The sequence below is a fragment of the Aeromonas sp. QDB56 genome, assembly GCF_027705505.1.
Classification (GTDB): domain Bacteria; phylum Pseudomonadota; class Gammaproteobacteria; order Enterobacterales; family Aeromonadaceae; genus Aeromonas; species Aeromonas caviae.
Genome location: NZ_JAPDBZ010000009.1, coordinates 34,945 through 56,787, shown reverse-complemented (window position 1 = coordinate 56,787; position 21,843 = coordinate 34,945). Strand labels below are relative to the sequence as shown.

Here is a 21,843-nt window from a genome sequence, read left to right as displayed (position 1 = left end):
ATTCATACGTTTTGTGCCGGATGGTAACACGGCTTGTCCCGTGCCTCCCTTGTTTTTCAAAAGGGGCAGCTTTACCATTACGCCCCTGAAAATCGGGAGAATTATCCATGTTACGCGGTAGTATTGTTGCGCTCGTTACCCCCATGCTGCCTTCGGGCGACATCGATTGGGTCAGTCTGGCAGCGCTGGTGGAATATCATGTGGATGCCGGGACCAGCGCCATCGTCGCCGTGGGAACCACGGGAGAGTCGGTCACCCTGAGCGAGCAGGAACATATCGCCGTGGTTGAGAAGACGGTGGAATACGCCGCCGGACGCATTCCCGTCATCGCGGGCTGCGGCTCCAACAATACTGCTCATGCCATCGCCCTCTCCCGGCGTTTCGCCACCATGGGCGTGGTGGCGGGTCTCTCGGTTACCCCCTATTACAACAAACCCACCCAGGAAGGCCTCTATCGTCACTATTGTGCGATCGCCGAGGCTAGTGGTCTGCCTCAAATTCTCTATAATGTGCCCGGTCGCACCTGCTGTGACCTCAAACCCGAGACGGTGGCCCGTCTGGCCAAGGTGCCCGGCATCATAGGTTTGAAAGAAGCGACTGGCGATCTTGGCCGTACTCCGCTGCTGCGCGAACTGTGCGGGCCGGATTTTGCGCTTTATAGTGGCGATGACGCCAGCGGATGTGATTTTATGCTGCAAGGGGGCGATGGTGTCATTTCGGTCACCACCAATATTGCGGCGCCCCAGATGGCCGACATGTGTCGTGCTGCCCTGGCCGGTGATGCCGGGCAGGCTCATGACATCAACAATCGATTGATGCCGTTGCATCAGACTCTGTTCTGTGAACCGAGTCCCATCCCGGTGAAATGGGCCTGTGCCCGGCTGGGATTGATGGCGACGGCGACCTTGCGTCTGCCCCTGACCGATCTCACCCCCGAGGGGGAAGCGGCGATGGCGCGAGCACTGACGACTGCGGAGTTGATGGCGAGTGTTTAAAGCAAATGGAAAGGGAAATGCAGTGCGCCTGGTACTGAGTGTCGCGACGGTGGCCGTGCTGGCTGCCTGCAGCTCACCCCAGGAACGCAAAATGGCCAACCGTGGCTTCGAGTATGAAGAGAGCCGCCTCGAAGGCCGCGCCTTCCTTGTGCCCGCCGGGTTGAGTACCCCCGCCTTTAACAGCAATTTCGACATTCCGGCCCTGCCCGAGAGCAGCCGTGAGGGCGCCCTCGGGGCCAAGGTGGACGTGCGTCCGCCCGCCCAGTTGCTCACCGTGGTGCCGGGCAGCCAGGTGGTGGCCAATGCCAGCGAGCCAACCGTCGCCTTCTATGCCCTCAGCACCTCCCAGAGCGTGGAGCGCGATACCTGGGCCTTCCTGATGAACTTCCTGGCCGAACACAAGGTCACCACCGAGAAGCTGGATCAACAGGACGGCGTCTTGCAGACCGGCTGGTTTGACAACTCAGCGGTGCTCGATGGCTGGGCGGAAGATGACGATGACTTCAAGATCCGTCAGCGTTACCAGTTCACCCTGCGCAACGATGTGCAGCGTCACGCCATCAAGATGTCGGTACGGGTGCTGGATCACGAAGAGACCATCGACGGCGAGACCAGCACTGTGCTGACGCCGGCGGACGCCCAGCGTTATGCCACCCGCGCCCTGAACCAGTTTTCCCTCTATTACGACAAGCAGCTCAAGGCCCGTGAACAGCACAAGTCCAGCGATGGCATGGGGCTGGAGCTGGGTCTGGACAACAACGAGCTGAGCGCCTGGATTGCCGAAGGGTCGTTTGACCAGGTGTGGCGCCGCCTCAATCAGGTGCTGCCTGCCTATGGTTTCACCATCAAGGACACCCAGCAGTCCCTGGGCTGGATCGACGTGGAGTACGACGAGCCGGACAGCGAGTTCTGGAAGGCCAAGGGAGCGGAGCCCTTCAAGCTCGAGGAAGACAAGTATCGCTTCCAGCTCGGCGAGATGACGGGCGGCAAGACCTCCATCACCCTGTTCGACAAGGACAAGAAACCTGTCGCATCCGGTGTCATCTCCCAGATGTACATCAGCCTGTCCGAGGCCTTTGCCAAGGGCTTGGCCGATCAGGGGGCGAAGTAAGCATGGAAACAGGGGCCTCGCGCCCCTGTTTTGTTATGTCCGGGTTGCCGCAGGGCCAGCGTGCCGAGCCGGTTGCCCCGGGCCTGAGTACCTGATGATGTGAATCCCCCACAGACAGGGGTCTGGTGCCCCTGCCTAACTAGTCCCACAACAGGAAGTGTTATTAGCCATGAGTCTTGCAGATCAAGTATTGGCGGTGAACGACGATTTGCCGATCCGTACCGATAAACCTGTCCATTCCGGCAAAGTGCGCAGCGTCTACTGGTTGACCCCGGCAGACAGTGCCCGGCTCATTCGGGAGAAAGGCTATGATGTGCCGGCCGATACGCCCCTGGCCCTCATGGTGATCAGTGATCGCATCTCGGCTTTCGACTGCATCTGGCAAGGGGTGGACGGTCTGAACGGCGTGCCGGGCAAGGGCGCGGCGCTCAATGCCATCTCCAGCCACTGGTTCAAGCTGTTCAAGGAGCAGGGGCTGGCGGACAGCCACATCCTGGACATCCCGCACCCCTTCGTCTGGATCGTGCAAAAAGCCCGTCCCGTGATGATCGAGGCGATTGCCCGCCAGTACATCACCGGCTCCATGTGGCGTGCCTACAAGGATGGTGAGCGGGAATTCTGCGGCATCACCCTGCCGGAAGGGCTCAAGAAGGATCAGAAGCTGCCCGAGATCCTCATCACCCCGTCCACCAAGGGGATCCTCAAGGGGCTGGATGGCGTGCCGGAAGCGGACGACGTCAACGTCTCCCGCGGCGACATCGAGCGCCACCATCAGGCCTTCGGCTTCCGCTCCCCGGCGGACATCGACCGCTACGAGGCGCTGCTCAAAGAGGGCTTCAACGTCATCAGCGAGGCGCTGGCTGCCCTGGATCAGGTCTTCGTCGACACCAAGTTCGAATTCGGTTACGTGACCGATGCCGCCGGTCGCGAGAAGCTCATCTACATGGATGAAGTGGGCACCCCCGACAGCTCCCGCATCTGGGACGGCGCAGCCCTTCGCGGCGGCGAGATCATCGAGAAGTCCAAAGAGGGCTTCCGCCAGTGGCTGCTGAACCACTTCCCGGATCCGGACATCCTGCTCAACAAGAACCGCATGCCCGAGCGCTTCGCCCTGGCCCGTGACAACAAGCTGCCCACCGAGGTGATGATGGATATCTCCCGCACCTATGTGGGGATCGCCGAGAAGATCATCGGTCAGCCGCTGGTACGCAGTGCCAATCCGAAACAGGAGATCATCGAGGTACTGCGGGAGCAGTACGGCCTGATCGACTGAGGCCGACCGCTTTTTTTGCCGCAGGCGAACAAACGTTTGCCGGTGGCAGGGGAGGCGCTTGCAACGCAGATGACAAAACGGGCCCCATGACGGGGCCCGTTTTCATTGGGTTGTCCGGAGCGCTCAGCCATTGACCCGGAAGATCTGGCCGGTCTGTACCCCCAGTACCGATTTCTTGTAGGCCTGGGCCACCCGGGCGGCGGGTACCGGCACGAAACCCGGGAAGAAGTCGGCATACTTGCCCATGGACTCTTCCAGCACGGTGGGGCTCACCACGTTGATGCGAATGCCCCTTGGCAGCTCGCAGGCGGCACCTTTCACGAAGTGCTCGATGGCACCGTTGATGGTGGTGGCGCTCACCCCCCAGTGGATGGGCTCCTCGCTCAGAATGCCGCTGATGAGGGTGATGGAGCCACGGTCGCTCAGGTGGGCAATAGCGGCCCGGGTCAGGTTGATCTGGCCCATCAGCTTGCTCTGAAGCCCCACCTGCCACTGCTCGTCCGTCATCTCGGTCAGGGCATTGAAGGCGACGCTGCCGCTGGCGACCACCAGGGCATCGAAGGACCCGACCTGCTCGAAGAGCGCCCGGATGGAGGCGGGGTCGCGCATGTCCACTCTGGCATCCCCCTGGCTGTGACCGACCCGGATCACCTGGTGATCCTGGGCAAGCAGTTCGCTGACGGCGGCGCCAATGGTGCCGGAGGCACCCACAATCACAATCTTCATATCTATCGCTCCTGGTTGAGATGAGTTGATGATAGCGGGATAAAAAGGGAGAAAAAGCGCTTATGATGAACCCATTGTTTCTATATTTGTGCTAATGATGGATATCACTCACCTGGCCAGTTTCTATGAAGTGGTGCAGCGGGGCAGTTTCTCCGCCGCTGCCGATGCCCTGGGGGTGAGCAAGGGGATGCTGAGTCGCCATGTCAGCGCCCTGGAGTCCGCCCTCAATGCCCAGCTGCTCCAGCGCACGACCCGCAGACTCAGCCTGACCGAGGCGGGGAGGGTGCTTCACCAGCAGGCCGGCGAGATCTTCGCCCTGGCCCGGGAGGCGGAGGAGGGGATCCGCGCCCTGACCGAGGAGGACAGCGGCCGCTTGCGCTTCACCTGCCCGGTCAGCACGGGGGACCGCATGGTGAGCGAACTGCTCGCCCGTTTTGCCGAGCTGTGCCCCGGCGTCCAGGTCGAGCTCAACTTCACCAATGCCATGATCGACATGAGCCAGGGGGAGAATGACATCGCCCTGCGGGCCATGGAGCTGATCCCCGACAACCTGGTGGCCCTGCCGCTCGGCAGGCTCAAGGATGTGGTGGTGGCAAGCCCCGCCCTGCTGGCCCGGGAGGGGATCCCCGCCACTCCCTATGAGCTGGGGGGGCGCTCCTGCCTGCTGCAGGGCCACAACCCGGACTGGGAGCAGTGGCACTTTCGCCAGGGGGAGGAGGAGGCGCACATCCTGGTGCAGGGGCGAGTGCGGGCCAACCACTACAGCACCCTGCTGCAACTGGCCCGGGCGGGCATGGGCTTTGCCAAGTGTCCACTGATGCTGGTGGAGGCCAGCCTGGCCCGAGGGGAGCTGGTGGCCGTGCTGACGGAGTGGCAGACCGGCCTGCACCCGATCCATGTGCTGCACGCCCAGCAGCGCCGGGTGCCGAGCAAGATCCGGCTGTTCAAGCAGGTGCTGGCCCAGTGGTTTGCCGAGCGGCCCCATTATCTGCTGGGGTGAGCCTGCATCCCGTTATTTTTCTGTCATCTGGGGCTGCTACCCTGCGCCCTTCATCTCGAAAGGAGAGTCAGGGAATGAAGCGTCATCAGGGTTGGGCAGGGGTTGCGCTGCTGTGCTGCGGCGGTGTGCAGGCCGAGGTCAGGGTCGAGGTGCCCCGGGATTTCCAGATCCTGGCAGTGAGCGCAGGCAAGGTGCAGGACGAGCAGCACGCCGTGCTGGCCGACGGAGAGCAGCAACTGCTGGTGCGCTACGAGGGGGTGATCCCGAGTCGCAACAGCAGCGACAACGATCGCCAGGTTCGCTCCGAGCCCCAGGTGCTTCGCTATGAGGCCCGCGGGCAGTCGGTGCGCCTGCAGGCTCCCGTGCCTGCGGACGAGGCCGGGATGGAACGCTACGCCAGGGCCCCTGTCCTGGGCCTGGTGGCGGGGGGACAGCCCCTCGAGGTGCGCCAGGATACGCTGGTGGTGCAGGGGATGCAGATCGGCATGGACTGGCATGCCAGGCTGATGGAGTACAACCGTGGCGAGGGGCCTGCCGTGCTCGCCGGTGCGGCGGATGTGGCTGCGGCCGCCGTGGCGACGCCCCGGGCCTCCTCCGTGCCGGCCAGCGCCCTGGAAGGGCAGTTGCAACAGCTTTTCCTGCAGGCGGACCCCGCGCTTCGCAAGCGCTTCATCGGTTGGGCCGTGCCGCGCCTTTAAGTTTGCTCCCCGTTGCAGTAACGTGGGCACATCTTTGATTCCCGATGTGCCCATGTTGATCAGCGAGGCCCCCATGTTTGAATTGCACCCCCGCCTTCAGGCGGATACCCGGATACTCGGGGATCTGCCCCTGTGCCGCGTCCTGCTGGCCAAAGACAGCCAGTATCCCTGGCTGATTCTGGTGCCCCGGGTCGCCAACCTGCGGGAGATCCATCATCTGGCCCCCGAGCAGCAACAGCAGTTGATGCAGGAGTCCTGCGCCGTCGCCACCCTGATGGAGCGGGCACTCGGCCCGGACAAGATCAACGTGGCGGCCCTCGGCAATCTGGTGCCTCAGCTGCACCTGCACCACGTGGCCCGCTTCAGCTCGGATGCGGCCTGGCCCGGTCCCATCTGGGGTGCCTGTCCCGCCATTCCCTATGAGGAGCAGGCCTTGCAAGGGGCGGCTGCCAGTTGGCAAACCCGTCTGGCTACCCTGGATGGATTTCAGCCATTTCTGACTGATAATCCAGTCAAGTGAGAGGTGGCTCGCGCTTTGGGCACCGGGATCACGCAATCTGTTAGCGTATCGCGCCGGTGCATGGTGACATGGGCGACACGAGTGACAGCCCCATTATTTCGATCAGCAGGAAGGTTCCATGATAGTGACAAGATCCGAGGATGATGCCGTATTGACCACAGAGGACGTACTGCTGAGCCTGTGCAATTCGGTGACGAGCGTATTGAGTGCGGCGACCCAGACCCAGGTGCGCTTCTCCGGCATGGTGCAGCGGATCAGCAAGACCTGCCTCAAGCCTGACATCGGCTGTTTCGTGCTGTTTGACGGCGGGTTCTCCGGGCTGGTGGTGATCAACTTCTCCGCCGCCGCGGCCATGGAGCTCTACCAGAGCTACATGCTGAGCATGGGGCTCTCCAAGGAGGATCTTGCCATCTCCCACACCTCGGACGAGGTGAGCAACGTCATGGGCGAGCTGATGAACCAGATCGTCGGCAGCTTCACCACCAAGGTGGGGCGCGAGCTGCAGACCCACATCACCCAGAACCAGCCCAAGATGCTGGCGCTCAACAAGCAGGTGATGCTGAGCGTCGACACCAACCTCGACAATCCCGAGACCCGCCGGGTGACCTTCTTCACCGCCAGCAACAACATCTTCTATCTGGAGCTGGCCATGGACAAGACGGAGTTTATCCGGATCCATGATGGCGGCGTGCAGGAGGAGGTGGATCCCGACGAGCTGATCGCCCAGGCCAAGCAGTCAGCCAAACCGGCACCGGCGGCCGCGCCGGCGAGCAACGAGCACGACGATCTGCTGGATTCCCTCGGCATCTGATGGTCGAGGGTTGTGCAAATGAAGAGGCCACCCCGGGGGTGGCCTCCTTGCTTGGGGCGGGTCAGAAGTTGTAAAGCAGCCCGGTACTGAAGCGAAGCGCCTCGGCATCGTAGAAGTCGATGTCGGAGTCGGCGCTGGAGTAGGCCGCGGTGAAGGTGGCGGCAAGGGGTTTGATGCCGAACAGGTTGTGCCAGAAGAAGGTGCCATTGAGGGCGAACTCGCTGGCATCGGCGCGCTGGCCGAACAGGGGATTCGCCTCGTCATACTTGCGCTTGCCGGCGTAGAGGTTGCTCACGATGGACCACTGGGAGGCGCGCTTGGCATAGGTCAGCTGCAGACCGGTGTTCTTGAAGCTCTCCGCACTCCCGTCCAGGCGGGCCTCCTTGTAGAGGAAGGCGGGCTCCAGCAGCTGGTCGCCGCCGAAGTGGTACTGGTAGGAGACAGCCAGGTCGTGGACCTTGCCGTTGCGGCTCAGCATGGAGGCGTAGTGGGTGCCGTGGGTCAGGTCATATTGCTGGCCGCTGCGCTCCTCGTCGAGCTCCACTTCCCGGCTGGTCAGGGTGGCGTAGACGTTGCTGCCCCAGATCCTGTCCCAGGCAAAGCGCACCCCTTTCGAGGTGAGATCGGTGGCGCTGCGGTCCACGCCGGTGGCGAAGGGATCGCTCCACACTTCCACCGGCATGAGGTTGAACACCAGGGAGGTGGCGACGATACCCTTGTCACCCATCTCCTGGCGCAGACCGAGTTGCTGGGTAAAGTCGAAGCGCACCGCGTCCTGGATGAGGTTGCCGAGGAAGACCTGGGTGCGGGTATCGGCGAAGGTGTAGCGGATATCGGCATTGAGCAGCGGGCTCAGACCGCTTTCGCGGCCGGGGGAGCCCAGATCATCGATACGGCTGTTGCTGTCGTCACCGGCATAGAAGTTGGACTTGTGGCTGCCGGCATTGACCCCGCCCAGCAGAAAACCGGACCAGCCGGTCTGGCGGGGGATCTCCCCCAGATCGGCGTGGGCGGTGGTGGCGACCAGCAGGCCAAGGCTCAACAGAACATGATTTCGCATCGGGTATGCTCCTGACATAACGAATGAGAAGGGTGACAGTGCGCCCCGGTATCCCGGTGGAACCGATGCTGACTGAAGCATGGCAGGCATGCTACCCCAGCCGGAGTGTGACGTTAATCAATAATTGAATACGCGACGGACAAGAGTTCATGGCGCCGTACTGGTATCCTGTTTGCGCAAGAAAAGGGGAGAAAACAACGAGATGAAGCAGATCAAATCCTGGGCGCAATATTACGTCGACCTGATGACCAAGCTGGGACTGGTGCGCTTCAGCATGTTCCTGGCCACCGCCATCATAGTGCTGGCCGTGTCGATCCAGATGGGGGTGACCCTGTTTTTGCGCGGCACCGTGGACATCGTCGACCTGGTGCGCTCTGTCTTCTTCGGCCTGCTGGTGACCCCCTGGGCCGTCTATTTTCTCTCCATCGTGGTGGATCAGCTGGAGGACTCCCGCCAACGGCTGACCCGGATGGTGCGCAAGTTGCAAGACATGCGCGAGCGGGATCTCGAGCTCAACAGCCAGTTGCAGGAGAACATCAGCCGGCTCAACGCCCAGATCGCCGAGACCAACCGGGCCGAGACCCTGCGCCAGCAAGCCATCGAGGATCTCGAAAACGAAGTGTTCCAGCGGGAGAAGGCCCAGCTGCATCTGGGGGAGCGTACCGCCCTCTTGCGCTCCTTCATCGACTGCTCCCCCGATCTGGTCTATTACCGCAACGAGGACGAGCAGTTCTCCGGTTGCAACCGCGCCATGGAGGAGCTCACCGGCAAGGTGGAAGCGGAACTCATCGGCCTGACCCCGTTCGATGTCTACAAGCACGACATCGCCAGCAAGGTGGTGGAGACCGACAAGCAGGTCTTCGCCCAGAACGAGCCGCTCACCTATGAGCAGTGGCTGGAGTATCCCGATGGCCGCAAGGCCTACTTCGAGCTGCGCAAGGTGCCCTTCTTCGACCGCTTCGGCAAGCGGCTCGGCCTGCTCGGCTTTGGTCGCGACATCACCGAGCGCAAGCAGTACCAGGACAAGCTGGAGAAGGCGAGTCGGGACAAGACCACCTTCATCTCCACCATCAGCCACGAGCTGCGCACCCCGCTCAATGGCATCGTGGGCCTGAGCCGGATGCTGATGGATACGCCCCTCGATGCCAGACAGCAGCAGCAGCTCAAGACCATCCACCTGAGCGCGGTGACGCTCGGCAACATCTTCAACGACATCATCGATCTGGACAAGCTCGACCGTCGCCGGCTGGAGATTGCGCCGGCTCCGCTGGATTTGCCCGCCTTCCTCGACGAGCTGGAGACGCTGTCGCGCATCCAGGCGGAGCAGAAGGGGCTCTACCTGCACTTCGACCGGGACGGCGACATGCCCCAGTTCGTGATGGCGGACGGCACCCGGCTGCGTCAGGTGCTGTGGAACCTGGTGGGCAATGCGGTCAAGTTCACCGATGAAGGGGGCGTCACCATACGCTGTCTCGCCCACGCCGCTGATGAACCGGGCAAGCTGGCGCTGCACTTCGAGGTGGAAGACACCGGGGTCGGCATTCCCCGTGCCCAGCAGGAGAAGATCTTCGCCATGTACTATCAGGTGCAGGGCAAGAAGCACGCCACCGGTACCGGCATCGGTCTTGCGGTCTCCCGCCAGCTGGTGCAGGCCATGGGCGGTCAACTCTATGTGGACAGCGACCCGGGCGAAGGCGCCTGCTTCACCGCCGAGCTGGAGGTGGACTGCGTCGAGCCCAGGGCCGCGGCCCCGGAGCCCGAGATGCCCTCCCTCGACATCCTGCTGGTGGAGGATGTGGAGCTGAACGTCACCGTGGCCTGCGCCCTGCTGAACAAGCTCGGCCATCAGGTCAAGGTGGCGCGGGATGGTGCAGAGGCGCTGGCCATGGCCAACCCGGATGATTTCGATCTGATCCTGCTCGACATCCAGCTGCCGGACATGACGGGGTTCGATGTGGCGGAGCAACTGCTCGCGCGCTACGGCGACAGCCTGCCCCCCATGGTGGCGCTCACCGCCAACGCCACCGGCGATCGCCAGTACTACCGGGATCACGGCATGCAGGATGTGATCAACAAGCCGCTGGGCTCCAAGGCGGTGCGGGAGGTGATAGGCCACCTGTTTGCGGATCTTGCCGGGGACGAGGCGGACGAGCAGGACGATGTCCACCATCAGGATGCCCTGCTGGATCTGCCCTTCCTCACCGATTACGCCAGCACGGTCGGCAAGCCGGTGCTGTTCTCCAGCGTCGAGCTGTTCGAGAAGATGATGCCGGACTACATGGCGGTGCTCGACTCCAACATGATTGCCAGGGATCAGGCCGGTGTGGTGGAGGAGGCCCACAAGATCAAGGGGGCGGCGGGCTCCATCGGCCTGCGCCGGTTGCAGCAGACGGCCCAGCTTATCCAGAGCCCGGATCACCCCGCCTGGTGGGAGAACGTGGAAGACTGGATTGAAACCCTGCGCCGGGAATACCCGGGTGACATCGCCCGCCTGCGGCGCTGGCTGCTCTCGTAGACACGACGCCTCAGGCAAGGAGCCACGACATGTATGACCGTTTGATCCCCCCCGAGCGCATTCACCCCTGGGGAGACGAAGACCTGCTGGAGGCGACGGAGCAAGACCGCACCCGCATCGTGCAGGCGGCGCCGGTGCGCCGCCTGCAGCAGAAGACCCAGGTCTTTCCGCTCGATGTGAAAGCCTCGGTGCGCAGCCGTCTCACCCATTCGCTGGAGGTACAGGAGACCGGTCGCCAGATCAGTCGCCGCATCCTGGCGGCGTTGCCAGCCGGAGTGGTGTGCGAGGGGGCCTTCATCAATCTGGTGGAGATGTCCTGCCTGTTGCACGATGTCGGCAACCCGCCGTTTGGCCATTTCGGCGAGCAGGTGATGAGTCAGTGGCTTGCCCAGGAGCTGGACGGCCTCTTCGCCCGTGCCCACGACCAGTTGCCGAGCCCCCAGTGGGCAACCCTTCGCCAGGATCTGCTGGTGTTTGACGGCAATGCCCAGAGCCTGCGACTGGTGCACAGCCTGCATGAGCTGAACCTCACCCTGGGGCAGCTGGCGGCGCTGTGCAAATACCCGCAGCAGCCCCTGCCGGGCCTGCACCATCCACAGGGCTATGGTCAGCACCACGGCTGGACCAGCAAGCGCGGCATCTTCTTCAGCGAACAACCCCTCTATCGTGCCCTCGGCCAGAGCCTGGGGCTGGCCGAGGGGTGCCGTCATCCGCTGGTCTACATCATGGAGGCGGCGGACGACATCTCTTACTGTATCGCCGATCTCGAGGATGCAGTGGACAGGCGCATCCTCACCCAGATCGAGCTGCTGGCAGCTCTGCGCGAGGCGGACGAGGGCGGTTACATGGCCGACCTGCTCGATGAGGCGCTTGCCTCCGGTCGGGGGTTCTTCCCCCATTTTCGCCAGCATCTGACCCGGGATCTGGTGGCGCTGGCCGCCCATACCTATGTGGCCGAGCACGATCAGATCCTGAGCGGGGCCTATCCCCAGGCGCTGCTGCACGGTCAGGCTCCGGCAGCCCGGGTACTCGATACCCTCAAGCGGGTGGCTCGCGGGCTGGTGTTCATGCGCCCGGAGGTGGAGGCGCTGGAGCTGGAAGGCTATGCCGCCCTGCGCGGGGTGCTCTCCACCTACGCCAGCCTGCTGGCCCTGCCCGTCAGCCAGTTCGAGCGGCTGCTCGCAGGCAACGGCGGGAGCGAGCTCTTCTTTGCCCGGCGGCTGTTCCACCGCCTCTCTGCCCGCCACCTCAAGGCGTACCGGCTGGCGGTGGCGAGCCGGGATCCCCGTTTCGAAAAGGAGAGTGAGCAGGAGTGGTACTACCGGGTGCGGCTGCTGCTCGATTATGTGAGCGGCATGACGGATACCTATGCACTGGAGGAGTTCCGGCTGTTGTCAGGGATTTGACTGAACCTCTTTTTGGCCGCATTCCACCCATATGGGTGGGAGAGATATTGCGTAAAATTCGGTGTTTTTTTACACTGCGGCAACTTGTTCAACTTTCACACGGTAAGGAGACGACCATGCAACATTCCATGTTCAACGTTGCGTTCGATCGCTGCTCTGGCAGCGCGAAGACTCGTGCTCTTTATTTGCCGCGTGGAGGGGACAGGTAACACCTGCTTTTTTCATCACCCGCGGTTGTCCCGCAGGGTGATCACCTCTCTCCGGGGGAACCGCACGTTCAACTGGAGAATATTATGTCTATCGAACTCGCACTGCTGCGCCACGTAGAGACCCTGGTTCAAAAAAGGATCACCCGGCTGGAGCGTCGCGTCAGCTACCTGCATCTTTCACCTGCCCTGCTCAAAGACATCGGGCTGGAAGGCAAGGAAGTGCAGATCGCCCACATCCGTGAGCGGGAGTTTCAAACCGGTTTCCGGCTCGGGAACCGAATAACCTGATGGGAGGGGGCCCGGCCCCCGACCTGGTGGATGGCAGGCCTGGGCCTGCCATTTTTCTTTCCTGATGAGCATTGTCTCAATTTAGTTGTCGCACATTGCGCCAAACACTCTATGATCCCCCTCCGTTTCGTATGGGAGTTGATAATGTTCCGCCGCTGCTTTCGTCTCATCCTGCTATGTGGTCTGGCTTTCTGGAGCCTGATGGTTGCGGCTGCGCCGGCGCAACTGGACCAGAGCAACTTCACCCTGGACGAACTGCACTGGCTTGCCACCCATGATGAACTGGTCGTCGGCATGCCTTCGGCGGCCTGGCCACCCTATGTCTATACCGATGGGCGCGGCAATTTCACCGGCCCCCTGGATGAGTTCGCCTCCCAGATTGCTGCCAGGCTGGGGGTGAGCCTTCGCTACCGTGCCTATGCCAACAATGCGGCGGTCCAGCAGGCCTTGCTGGATGGCAAGGTCGACATGTTGATCGGGGTGGCACCGAGCCCGACCCGCACCCTGCAGATGCAATTTACCTCCGAGCTGATGGCACTGCCCCGCGCCGTGCTGCTGACGGGGGGGCGGGAGAGCCTCTCCCTGGAGGAGGCCTATGGGGTGCGCTGGGTCTGCGTCTTCGGTGTCAGCGCCTGCGATGAGCTGCTGCGCCTTGGGATCTCGAACCTGATCACGGCCGACAGCCGGGACGAGGCGATCTTCATGCTCAAGGAGGGCAAGGCGGATGCCTACCTGGCCGAGCTGCCCATGCTGAACAGGCTGCAAGCCATGGCGGGCATGGCGCTGGCCAGGATCGACTGGATGAGGGATACCTCCCTCGCCATGGCCGTGGCGCCCAGGAATGATGTCTTGCAGGGATTGCTGGAGCGGGCCCTCGAGGATATCTCTCCCTTGGAGCGTCGCGCCATTCTGGAGGCGGGGGACATCCTCGACTATGCCCTGGTGAAAAGGAGCAGGGAGATCGTCTTCAATCCGCAGGAGCAGGCGTGGTTGCAAGCACATCCGGTCATCCGCTACGGGGTTGCCCCGGATTGGCCCGGGATGAGCGAGGTGGACGACAGGGGGCGGCTCAAGGGGCTCATTGCCGATCTGCTGACACTGATGAGCCAGCGTGCCGGGCTCCAGTTCACCCTGGTGCCGACCCGGAGCTGGGCCCAGAGCATGGCGCTCTTCCAGGATCGCAAGCTGGATCTCATCCCGGCCATGACTCCCACCGCGGAGCGTCAGCAGTTTGCCCGCTTTACCCCCAACTACGCGTCGATCAACCGGGTGGTCGTGGCGAGGCAGGGGATGGCCGAGCTCACCGCCGCCAGGGCACTGAAAGGGCACAGGGTGGGCATGGTGGGGGGCTCGGTGGAGCAGGTCTTGCTGAACGAGGTGGGGGCCATCGCCGTGCCGGTGGCCAGCGATGCCGAATTGCTGCCCCTGCTGGACCAGCAGAAGGTCGACTATGTGCTGATGAGCACCACCACCCTGGAGCAGTCGTTGCAAAAGGGATTCAGCGACCGCTACCAGGTGGTCTTCTCCGGCAGCGACCTGCGGGTACCCATCGCCATGGCGACCCAGTTGCAGGACCCCATGCTGCAGCAGATCCTCACCAAGGTGCTGATCGCCATTCCCCCCGACGAACTCTCCGCCCTGGAGAAAAAGTGGCTCTCCCTGACCATACAGACGGGACTGGATCCGAAGACGGTGCTGCTCTGGTCCTCCCTTGGCGGCGGCATCTTCCTGCTCTGCCTCTTGCTGTTCATGGGCTGGAACCGGACGTTGCGCCGCCAGATCAGCCAGCGGCGGGAGGCCGAGCGGCGGCTCGAGGAGCAGTTGATGTTTGTCCAGATGATGCTGGATGCCCTGCCCAACCAGGTGGTGCTGACCAACGAGCGCTATGAAGTGGCAATGACGAACCGGGCGTATCGGCAGATGTTTCTCGGCGGGGAGAACCTGACGGGCTCCTATGAGCGGTTGCTCCAGGATCGATTGCCCGAGTCGATCCGTGCCAGGGTGATGGAGGAGGATGCCAGCGTCTGGGAGAGCGGAGAGGAGCTCCATGGCCGGGGCGAGATCCGGTTTGATGACGATCGCCTGCACCAGATGATATACACCAAGCGGCTCTTTGCGGGGCCCGATGACAAGCGGCTCGGGATCCTGACCGTGCTGACCGACGTGACCGAGCTGGAGCAGGCGCGGTTTGCGGCCCAGGAGGCGCAGACCCGGCTGACCCAGATCACTGACAGCATGCCGGGTCTGGTCTATCAGTATCACTGGCTTGGGCCGGGCAAGGGGCACTTCCTCTACACCTCGCAAGGGGTCAGGGAGATGGTGGGGGTCGAAGAGGACCTGGTCGGCATGGCGGTCACCGGTGCCTCCATCCTGGGGCTGACAGGCAAGGCGCACGAGGACTTCGTGGCCACGGTGGATCGTCATGCCCTGAGCATGCAGCCGCTGGATCTCGAGGTGGAGATCCGGCGCCAGGGGGAGGCGGGCTATTTGCAGATCCGTGGTCATTTCGTTCACCAGGAGGGGCTTGAAGGGGTCATATTGAACGGCGTGGTGCAGGACATCACCAAGCTCAAGCGCCAGGAGCTGGAGCTGCGCCAGGCCAGGCGGGTGGCGGAGGAGGCGACCCAGGCGCGCAGCCGCTTCCTCGCCACCATGAGTCATGAACTTCGCACTCCCATCTCCGGCATGCACGGCATGCTGGAGCTGCTGCAAATGAGTGCGCTGGACGACGATCAGCGCTACATGTTGCGCAATATCTCGACCTCCACCAACCATCTGCTCTATCTGGTGAACGACATCCTGGACTTCTCCAAGATGGAAGCCGGGCAGTTGCAACTGCACCCCCATCACTGCCGCCTGACCTCGGTGATTTGCGATGTCATCCGGGGACATGCGGCCCTGGCCTATGGCAAGGGGCTTAACGTGACGCTGCGGTGGGGGAAGACGGTGCCGGATCTGGCCTGCATCGACGGGATAAGGGTGGGGCAGGTGATCTCCAATCTGTTGAACAACGCGGTGAAGTTCACCGAGGCAGGGGCGATCGCCATCCAGGTGGATTATGAAGACGACCGGCTGGCCTTCCGGGTCCGGGATACCGGGATCGGCATCGCCCTGGAGCAGCAGCGCACCCTCTTCATCCCGTTCAAGCAGGTGGAGTCCGACACCAATCGCCGGTTTGGCGGCACCGGGCTTGGGCTTGCCATCTGTCATCAACTCACCCAGAAAATGGGGGGGAGCCTGACCCTGGAAAGTACCCCCGGAATGGGCACCTGCGTGACCTTCACGCTGCCCCTGGCCGAGTGCCAGTGGGAAGCGCCGCCCCTGACCGGTCAGGTATGGTGGTGGTTTGGGGAGGATGAGGGGCTGGAATCGGTGATGGCCAGGCTGGGCGCCAGACTGGTTCGCATGGAGGCACACCATTGGCAGCAGCCCCTCGAGGGGCATCTGCTGGCGCAGGAGAATCACCTGGAACAGGCCCTTGGCAGTGACTGGCTGGCCTGTTTGCAGCGTTCGAACCTCAAGGGCATAGTACTCTCTCCCCATGAGGCCCTGCGGGGGCGCATGGGGGGCGACGCCTGGTGGCGACTGGGACAATCGCCTCTCTACCCCGATCTGTTGCTGGAAACCTGCCAGTCACTGTTCAACCAGCAGGCGAGCCAGTCGATGGGGATGGAGGGGAAGAAGCTCAGGGGGTGGGTGCTGGTGGCGGATGATCACCCCGTCAACCGGGCATTGCTGACGAGGCAGCTCGCTATCCTGGGGCTCGAATCCGAGGTGGTGGAAGATGGCGAGGAAGCGCTGCGCGCCTGGCAGGGGCAGGACTTCGCCCTGCTGCTGACCGACTGCCACATGCCGGTGATGGATGGCTATGCCCTCACGCGAGCCTTGCGGGATGCCGGGGACAGAGCTCCTATTATAGGGGTGACAGCCGATACCTCTGAGGAGGCGAGCCAGCAGATGCGTGATGCCGGCATGAACGACATGCTGTTCAAGCCCTACAGCCTGGATGCCCTGAGCCAGACCCTGGGACGCTGGTTGCCGACTCAGGAAGAACAGCTCGCCTCGGAGGCGCCCCGGCAAGCCAGGGTTCAGCTGCCAGGCATAAGCTGGTTAACCCTGTTCGGGGATGAGGCGGTGGCTCGCAGCATGGCCAGCGAATACCTGGAAGCCAACGAGCAGGATGGCGAGGACATGAGGCTGGCGCTGGCCAGCCAGGATACCCAGGCGCTGGTGGAGACGGCACATCGCATCAAGGGGGCCGCGCATGGTAGGACAGCAGGCATTGGCAGAGGAGGCGGCCCGGCTGGAGGCGGCGGCCAGATTGAAACAACTGGACAAGCTCGATGACCTGGCCAGGGCGGTACAGGCATTGATGGACTCTATCAGAGGTGAAACGGGGTTATGGCTCGATGAATAGCGCACGGCATGAGTTGGCGATCATGGTGGTGGAGGATCACAACTTCCAGCGCAAGGCCCTGATGCACCAGATCCGCGGACTGGGCTACGGCAACCTGCTGGAGGCGCAGGACGGGGAGGAGGCGCTGGCACAGTGCCAGCACCACAGGGTCGACATCCTGTTCTGCGATCTGCGCATGCCGGGCATGGATGGCATAGCGCTGCTGCGCCGCCTCTCCCTTGGCGGGTTCCGCGGCGGCATTGTGCTGTGCAGCGCCCTGGAGGATGACGTGGTCGATGCCGTGCTGCGCATGAGCCGGGCCTATGGCCTGCAGGTGTTGGGGCGCATCGAGAAACCCGCGTCTCCCCAGCAGATCGCGCAGCTCATCGGTGCCTGGCGGCCCCAGCAGGTGCGCAGCCAGGAAGAGGATGGTTATCACCTGACCCTGGATGAGCTGCGCCGGGCGCTGGATCAGGACCAGTTGCTGCCCTGGTATCAACCCAAGGTGGGTTTTCACAACGGGGAGTGGCTCGGCATGGAGGCGCTTGCCCGCTGGCAGCACCCCGAATATGGCCTCATCTCGCCGGCCCGTTTTATCCCGCTGGCGGAGCACAACGGGCTCATCGACCCGCTCACCGAGGTGATCATCGGCAAGGCGCTGCGGGACGGCCACCTGTGGGAGAAGACCGGGCTCTCCCTGAACCTGTCGATGAACCTCTCCACCACCTCCCTCATCGAGGGAGATCTGTGCAACACCCTGCTCAGCCACTGCCAGCGCTGGAGCATCAACCCCGAGCTCATCACCCTCGAAGTGACCGAGAGCGCCTTCGTCAAGGATCTCGGCAAGTCGCTGGAGGTGCTGACCCGCTTGCGGATGCACGGTTTTGGTCTCTCCATCGATGATTTCGGGACCGGCTACTCCTCCATGCAGCAGCTCGCCCTGCTCCCCTTTACCGAGTTGAAACTGGACAGATCCTTCGTGGATCGCTGCTATGAAGATCCCTCTCGCCTAGCCATCATCGAGTCCAGCATCGAGCTGGCTCGCAAGTTGGGCTTGAAATCGGTGGCCGAGGGGGTCGAAGATGAGGCGACCTGGCAATTGCTGGCGAAGCTGGGGTGCGATCAATGCCAGGGCTTCTTCTCCGCCCGTCCCATGCCCCGTGAGGAGCTGATGGGATGGCATCAGGGTTGGCAGGCTCGTTTGCCCGCGCTCATCAGACGCTAATCCCGGGCAGGATGCCCGACGAATTCCAAGGATGGCCATGAAAATATCAAGCAAGTTGTTGTTGAGCTTCTGTTTTATCAACCTGCTCATCATTCTCTCCTCCGCCCTTGTCTATCATCAGCTCGGCCGGATCGAAGGCTCGCAAGATGCCTTGCTGGCCCAGGCCCTGCCCGCCCTGCAGCGGGACGAGGCGAGCCAGAAAGCCCTGATTGCCACCGTTTCATCCCTGCGGGCCTATCTCATCCTCGGCAAGGATCCGGCACAGGGTGATCGCATCAAGCAGGAGTGGGAAGATGCCTGGCACGCCATCGATCGCCAGCGTTTCACCCCCGACCTGACCCGGGCACTCAAGGATTTCAAGGGGGCACAGTCACAGGTGTGGGCCCTGGCTCACACCGAAGAGAACCTGCCCGCCCACACCCTGATGCTGCTGGAGGCCGGCCCCCTGGCGGAGTCGGCCCTCGATCAGTTGCAGTCTTTTGCCAATGAAGAGGTGGCGACGCCCCAGGCGACGTTGCCCGGTGACAGGCGCCTGCTGCTCAAGCAGGTGGGGGATGCCTACAACAGCCTGGGCAATGCGCTCTCCGCCCTGCGGGATTTCCTCATCTCGGGGGAGAAGGAGTACCTGGACAAGTACCGGGACTACTACCAGTTTCACCAGCAGCGGGTGGCCGAGCTGAAACAGCAGGAGGCCAACTTCACCGAGGCACAAAAGGGGCTCTGGACGCTCTTTGAAGAGATGTCAGCCCCCTTTGCCGAGCTGGTCGGCCAGGTGATCGAGAAGCGCCAGGCCCCGGACTGGGACAGGGCCAACCACCTGATGGCCACCGAGATAGAGCCCGCCCTGACCCGGCTGGCGGGTCAGCTGGCGACTCAGGTGACCCATACCCGTGCCGAGGTGGACAAGATGGCGGGGGAGATGGCGGCCGCCAGTCAGGCTATTCACCGCACCCTGCTGCTGGCCACCACCAGCGTCATCCTGCTGGGCACCCTGGTGGCCCTGCTGTTCAGCCGGCGCCTGACCCGGGACATCGCCAGCCTGGTGAAACGGGCGGGCCTGGTGGCCGATGGCCGCCTCCCCGTCATCCCCTTGCCCGTGCTTCGTCAGGATGAGCTGGGAGGGCTCACGGGCTCCATCAACCGGATGTCGGCACAGTTGCGCGAGCTGGTGGGGGAGATCCAGGGGGCGGTCGGTCAGGTGGAAGGGGCTGGCCGCGAGGTGGGCCAGACCACCAATGCCATCGTGGATGATCTGGCAAGCCAGAATCAGCGGCTCGATGCGGTGGCAGCCGCCATCGAGCAGATGTCGGTCAGTACCCGGGATGTGGCGGGCAACATTGCGGACGCGGCGGGAGCGGCTCGCCAGACCGAGCAACAGGCAAGGGAGGGGGAGCAGGCCCTCGCCCGCATGGGGACCACCATGGCGCAGATTGGTGCCATGATTGCCCAGGCAAACCAGGCGATGACGCAGCTCAGCAGCCAGAGCGAGCAGGTGGGGAGGGTCACCGAAGTGATCGCCACCATCGCCGAGCAGACCAATCTGCTGGCACTCAATGCGGCCATCGAGGCGGCGCGGGCCGGTGAGCAGGGACGGGGATTTGCCGTGGTGGCCGATGAAGTGAGGCAGTTGGCCAGCCGCACCAGCGCATCGACCATGGAGATCAACCAGACCATTGCCAGCATCCAGCAGCAGACCCGGGAGACCGCGGATACCGTGGGCAGCGGCACCCTGCTGGTGGAGCAGGGGCGCGGCGCCGTGGCCTCGGTGACCGAGACCCTGGAGTCGATGGCGACGCTGGTGCAGGATCTCAGCGGCCAGCTTGCCGCCATCGCCACCGCCACCGAGCAGCAGTCAAGGGCGGCGCAGGAGGTGGCGGGCACGGTGGAGGAGATTGCCGGGCTCAGCCATCAGTCCAGCGAGCATGGCCAGCAGGGGGAGCAGATCGCCGCCCGCCTGACCCGGGAGACCGGGAGACTGACATCGGCCATCAGCCGCTTCGAACTGGATGCCTGACGCAAGGGAGAGAAAAATGGGGCAGACCTCTGGGTCTGCGGGTCTGCCCCGTTTTTTTCGGCCCGATAACCTGGTGGTGGAAGGATGCACGTCGCAGGTGCGGTCCTGACCGTTCGGAATCAGGGGGATGGTGTCTTGTGTACTGCCCTGTGGCTCTTTCTGCCGACAGGACGGGTCACTCCAGGCGGCGGAAGGCCTGGTTTTCGAAGCTGCTGCAGGTCTCCTGGTTGAGCAGGTTGACCAGCAGGATGGCCCGCTTTTCGCCATCCGGCTCCAGATAGATGGCTTCAAACCCGGCGAGGGGGCCGGATTCGATAAGTACCTTGTCTCCCTGGGTCGGCAGACGGGCATAGCTGGCGCGCGCCTCGTCGCTGTCGTCCCGGCTCATGAGCCGGTAGATCAGCTGGCTGCTGACGGGGGTCCACTCCTTGCCGAAGTGGATGATGCGACTGATGCCCCGGGTCGATTTCAGGGTGACCGGGGTGACCTCTTCCAGATCCACGTAGATGAAGAGATAGTTGGGGAACATGGGCTCGCGCTGGGGCACGCGCTTGCCTCGCCGCAGTTTTTCAATCTCGACCATGGGGTAATAGGATTCAACGCCCTGGGCTGCCAGGTGGGCGCGGGCGCGGGCCTCTTCCTTGGGTTTGCAGTAGGCCAGATACCATTTCTTCATTGTTGTTCTGTTTTTCGTGTTGCCGTGCTTGCGGCTATCATAACGGGGGTAAAAAAAAAAGGCCACGCTTGACGTGGCCTTTTTTCCAGAGTGAGTGATTACCAACCTTTCACCAGACCGCCCTTGAACAGCTCGGTCCCCTTCTTGAAGACCTCGTCGGTCTGGAAAGACTGGACGAACTCCTTGACCTTCTCGTCGTCCTTGTTGTTCTCGCGAGCAACGATCAGGTTGACGTAGGGGGACTCCTTGTCTTCGACAAACAGGCCGTTCTCGGTCGGGGTCAGACCAATCTGACCGGCGAAGGTGTTGTTGATGATGGCCAGATCCACGTCTTCCAGGGAGCGCGGCAGTTGTGCGGCTTCCAGCTCGACGATCTTGAAGTTGCGCGGGTTGCTGGCGATGTCCAGTACGGTCGCTTCCAGACCGGCACCCTCTTTCAGCTTCAGCAGGCCCTGCTTCTCCAGCAGGATCAGGGAACGACCCAGGTTGGTCGGATCGTTCGGCACCGCGATCTGGGCACCGTCTTTCAGCTCGGACAGGGCCTTGACCTTCTTGGAGTAACCGGCGATCGGGTAGACGAAGGTGTTGCCGACCGGCACCAGCTTGAAGCCGCGATCACGGATCTGGGCATCCAGGTAGGGCTTGTGCTGGAAGGCGTTGACGTCGACGCTGCCGTCGTTCAGGGCCACGTTCGGGGTGACGTAGTCGGAGAAGGTGACCACTTCGACGGTCAGGCCGTATTTTTCCTTGGCCACCTTGGCCGCGGTCTCAACCAGCTCGGTCTCGGGACCGGCGATGGCGCCCACCTTCAGGGTCTTGTTCTCTTCCTTCTGGCCGCAACCGACCAGTACCAGGGTTGCCAGCAGCGCAGCTGCTGCGGATTTGATGCCCAATTTCATAAAAACCTCCTGTCAGAAATC

General features: G+C 62.9%; 17 protein-coding genes. 13 read left to right on the top strand and 4 right to left on the bottom strand.

All coding sequences use genetic code 11. The annotated features are described in order from the left end of the window. The first annotated feature begins 107 nt into the window (after positions 1–107). The 3 genes from dapA to OKB81_RS02855 all read left to right on the top strand — a co-directional run bounded on the left by dapA (position 108) and on the right by OKB81_RS02855 (position 3,379). Positions 108–995, top strand: a complete 888-nt coding sequence (gene dapA, locus OKB81_RS02865; RefSeq protein ID WP_029313831.1) for a 4-hydroxy-tetrahydrodipicolinate synthase — start codon at positions 108–110, stop codon at positions 993–995. Beyond that, positions 988–2,106: an outer membrane protein assembly factor BamC gene (gene bamC / locus OKB81_RS02860; RefSeq protein ID WP_029313833.1), complete on the top strand. Its 1,119-nt coding sequence runs from the start codon at positions 988–990 to the stop codon at positions 2,104–2,106. The genes dapA and bamC overlap by 8 nt, the downstream gene beginning before the upstream one ends. A 169-nt stretch (positions 2,107–2,275) precedes the next feature. Then, positions 2,276–3,379, top strand: a complete 1,104-nt coding sequence (locus OKB81_RS02855; protein ID WP_039040947.1) for a phosphoribosylaminoimidazolesuccinocarboxamide synthase — start codon at positions 2,276–2,278, stop codon at positions 3,377–3,379. Positions 3,380–3,502: 123 nt separating this feature from the next. Here the strand turns inward: OKB81_RS02855 and OKB81_RS02850 are convergent, their stop codons facing one another. After that, entirely contained in the window at positions 3,503–4,105 is a 603-nt protein-coding gene (locus tag OKB81_RS02850; protein WP_041211120.1) for a short chain dehydrogenase, read from the bottom strand. A gap of 97 nt (positions 4,106–4,202) precedes the next feature. Between OKB81_RS02850 and OKB81_RS02845 the strand changes: the two genes are divergently transcribed. The 4 genes from OKB81_RS02845 to OKB81_RS02830 all read left to right on the top strand — a co-directional run bounded on the left by OKB81_RS02845 (position 4,203) and on the right by OKB81_RS02830 (position 7,134). Then, complete coding sequence (locus OKB81_RS02845; RefSeq protein WP_160838218.1) at positions 4,203–5,105, top strand: LysR family transcriptional regulator; 903 nt, start codon at positions 4,203–4,205, stop codon at positions 5,103–5,105. 74 nt (positions 5,106–5,179) lie between these two features. Further along, positions 5,180–5,803, top strand: coding sequence for a DUF2057 domain-containing protein (locus tag OKB81_RS02840; RefSeq protein WP_128296945.1), 624 nt, complete (start codon positions 5,180–5,182; stop codon positions 5,801–5,803). A gap of 73 nt (positions 5,804–5,876) precedes the next feature. Beyond that, positions 5,877–6,323, top strand: coding sequence for an HIT domain-containing protein (locus OKB81_RS02835; protein ID WP_039040966.1), 447 nt, complete (start codon positions 5,877–5,879; stop codon positions 6,321–6,323). Between the two features lie 118 nt (positions 6,324–6,441). Continuing rightward, positions 6,442–7,134, top strand: coding sequence for a DUF3334 family protein (locus tag OKB81_RS02830; RefSeq protein ID WP_029313837.1), 693 nt, complete (start codon positions 6,442–6,444; stop codon positions 7,132–7,134). 61 nt (positions 7,135–7,195) lie between these two features. Here OKB81_RS02830 and OKB81_RS02825 read toward each other — a convergent pair whose 3' ends face one another. Next, positions 7,196–8,194 carry a DUF2860 family protein gene (locus OKB81_RS02825; protein WP_042881204.1) on the bottom strand — a complete coding sequence of 333 codons (999 nt, stop codon included), beginning with the start codon at positions 8,192–8,194 and terminating at the stop codon, positions 7,196–7,198. A 202-nt stretch (positions 8,195–8,396) separates the two neighbouring features. On the opposite strand from OKB81_RS02825, the gene arcB reads away from it, so the two are divergent. The 6 genes from arcB (at position 8,397) to OKB81_RS02795 (ending at position 20,247) form a co-directional block, all read left to right on the top strand. Further along, the gene (gene arcB / locus OKB81_RS02820; RefSeq protein ID WP_103244292.1) at positions 8,397–10,709 is read left to right on the top strand and encodes an aerobic respiration two-component sensor histidine kinase ArcB; all 2,313 of its coding nucleotides are present in this window, start codon (positions 8,397–8,399) and stop codon (positions 10,707–10,709) included. Positions 10,710–10,738: 29 nt separating this feature from the next. Next, positions 10,739–12,115: a dGTPase gene (gene dgt / locus OKB81_RS02815; RefSeq protein WP_160838212.1), complete on the top strand. Its 1,377-nt coding sequence runs from the start codon at positions 10,739–10,741 to the stop codon at positions 12,113–12,115. A 293-nt stretch (positions 12,116–12,408) separates the two neighbouring features. Then, the gene (locus OKB81_RS02810) at positions 12,409–12,612 is read left to right on the top strand and encodes a hypothetical protein (protein WP_041211124.1); all 204 of its coding nucleotides are present in this window, start codon (positions 12,409–12,411) and stop codon (positions 12,610–12,612) included. Positions 12,613–12,756: 144 nt separating this feature from the next. Next, entirely contained in the window at positions 12,757–16,959 is a 4,203-nt protein-coding gene (locus OKB81_RS02805; protein ID WP_442865565.1) for a transporter substrate-binding domain-containing protein, read from the top strand. A gap of 62 nt (positions 16,960–17,021) precedes the next feature. Next, positions 17,022–18,233, top strand: a complete 1,212-nt coding sequence (locus OKB81_RS02800; protein ID WP_160839556.1) for an EAL domain-containing response regulator — start codon at positions 17,022–17,024, stop codon at positions 18,231–18,233. 37 nt (positions 18,234–18,270) lie between these two features. After that, positions 18,271–20,247: a methyl-accepting chemotaxis protein gene (locus OKB81_RS02795; protein WP_270661949.1), complete on the top strand. Its 1,977-nt coding sequence runs from the start codon at positions 18,271–18,273 to the stop codon at positions 20,245–20,247. Between the two features lie 175 nt (positions 20,248–20,422). Here the strand turns inward: OKB81_RS02795 and rfaH are convergent, their stop codons facing one another. Both rfaH and metQ read right to left on the bottom strand, forming a co-directional pair. After that, positions 20,423–20,923, bottom strand: coding sequence for a transcription/translation regulatory transformer protein RfaH (gene rfaH / locus OKB81_RS02790; RefSeq protein WP_010673182.1), 501 nt, complete (start codon positions 20,921–20,923; stop codon positions 20,423–20,425). A gap of 98 nt (positions 20,924–21,021) precedes the next feature. After that, positions 21,022–21,822, bottom strand: a complete 801-nt coding sequence (gene metQ / locus OKB81_RS02785) for a methionine ABC transporter substrate-binding lipoprotein MetQ (RefSeq protein WP_010673183.1) — start codon at positions 21,820–21,822, stop codon at positions 21,022–21,024. Between the last annotated feature and the right edge of the window lie 21 nt (positions 21,823–21,843).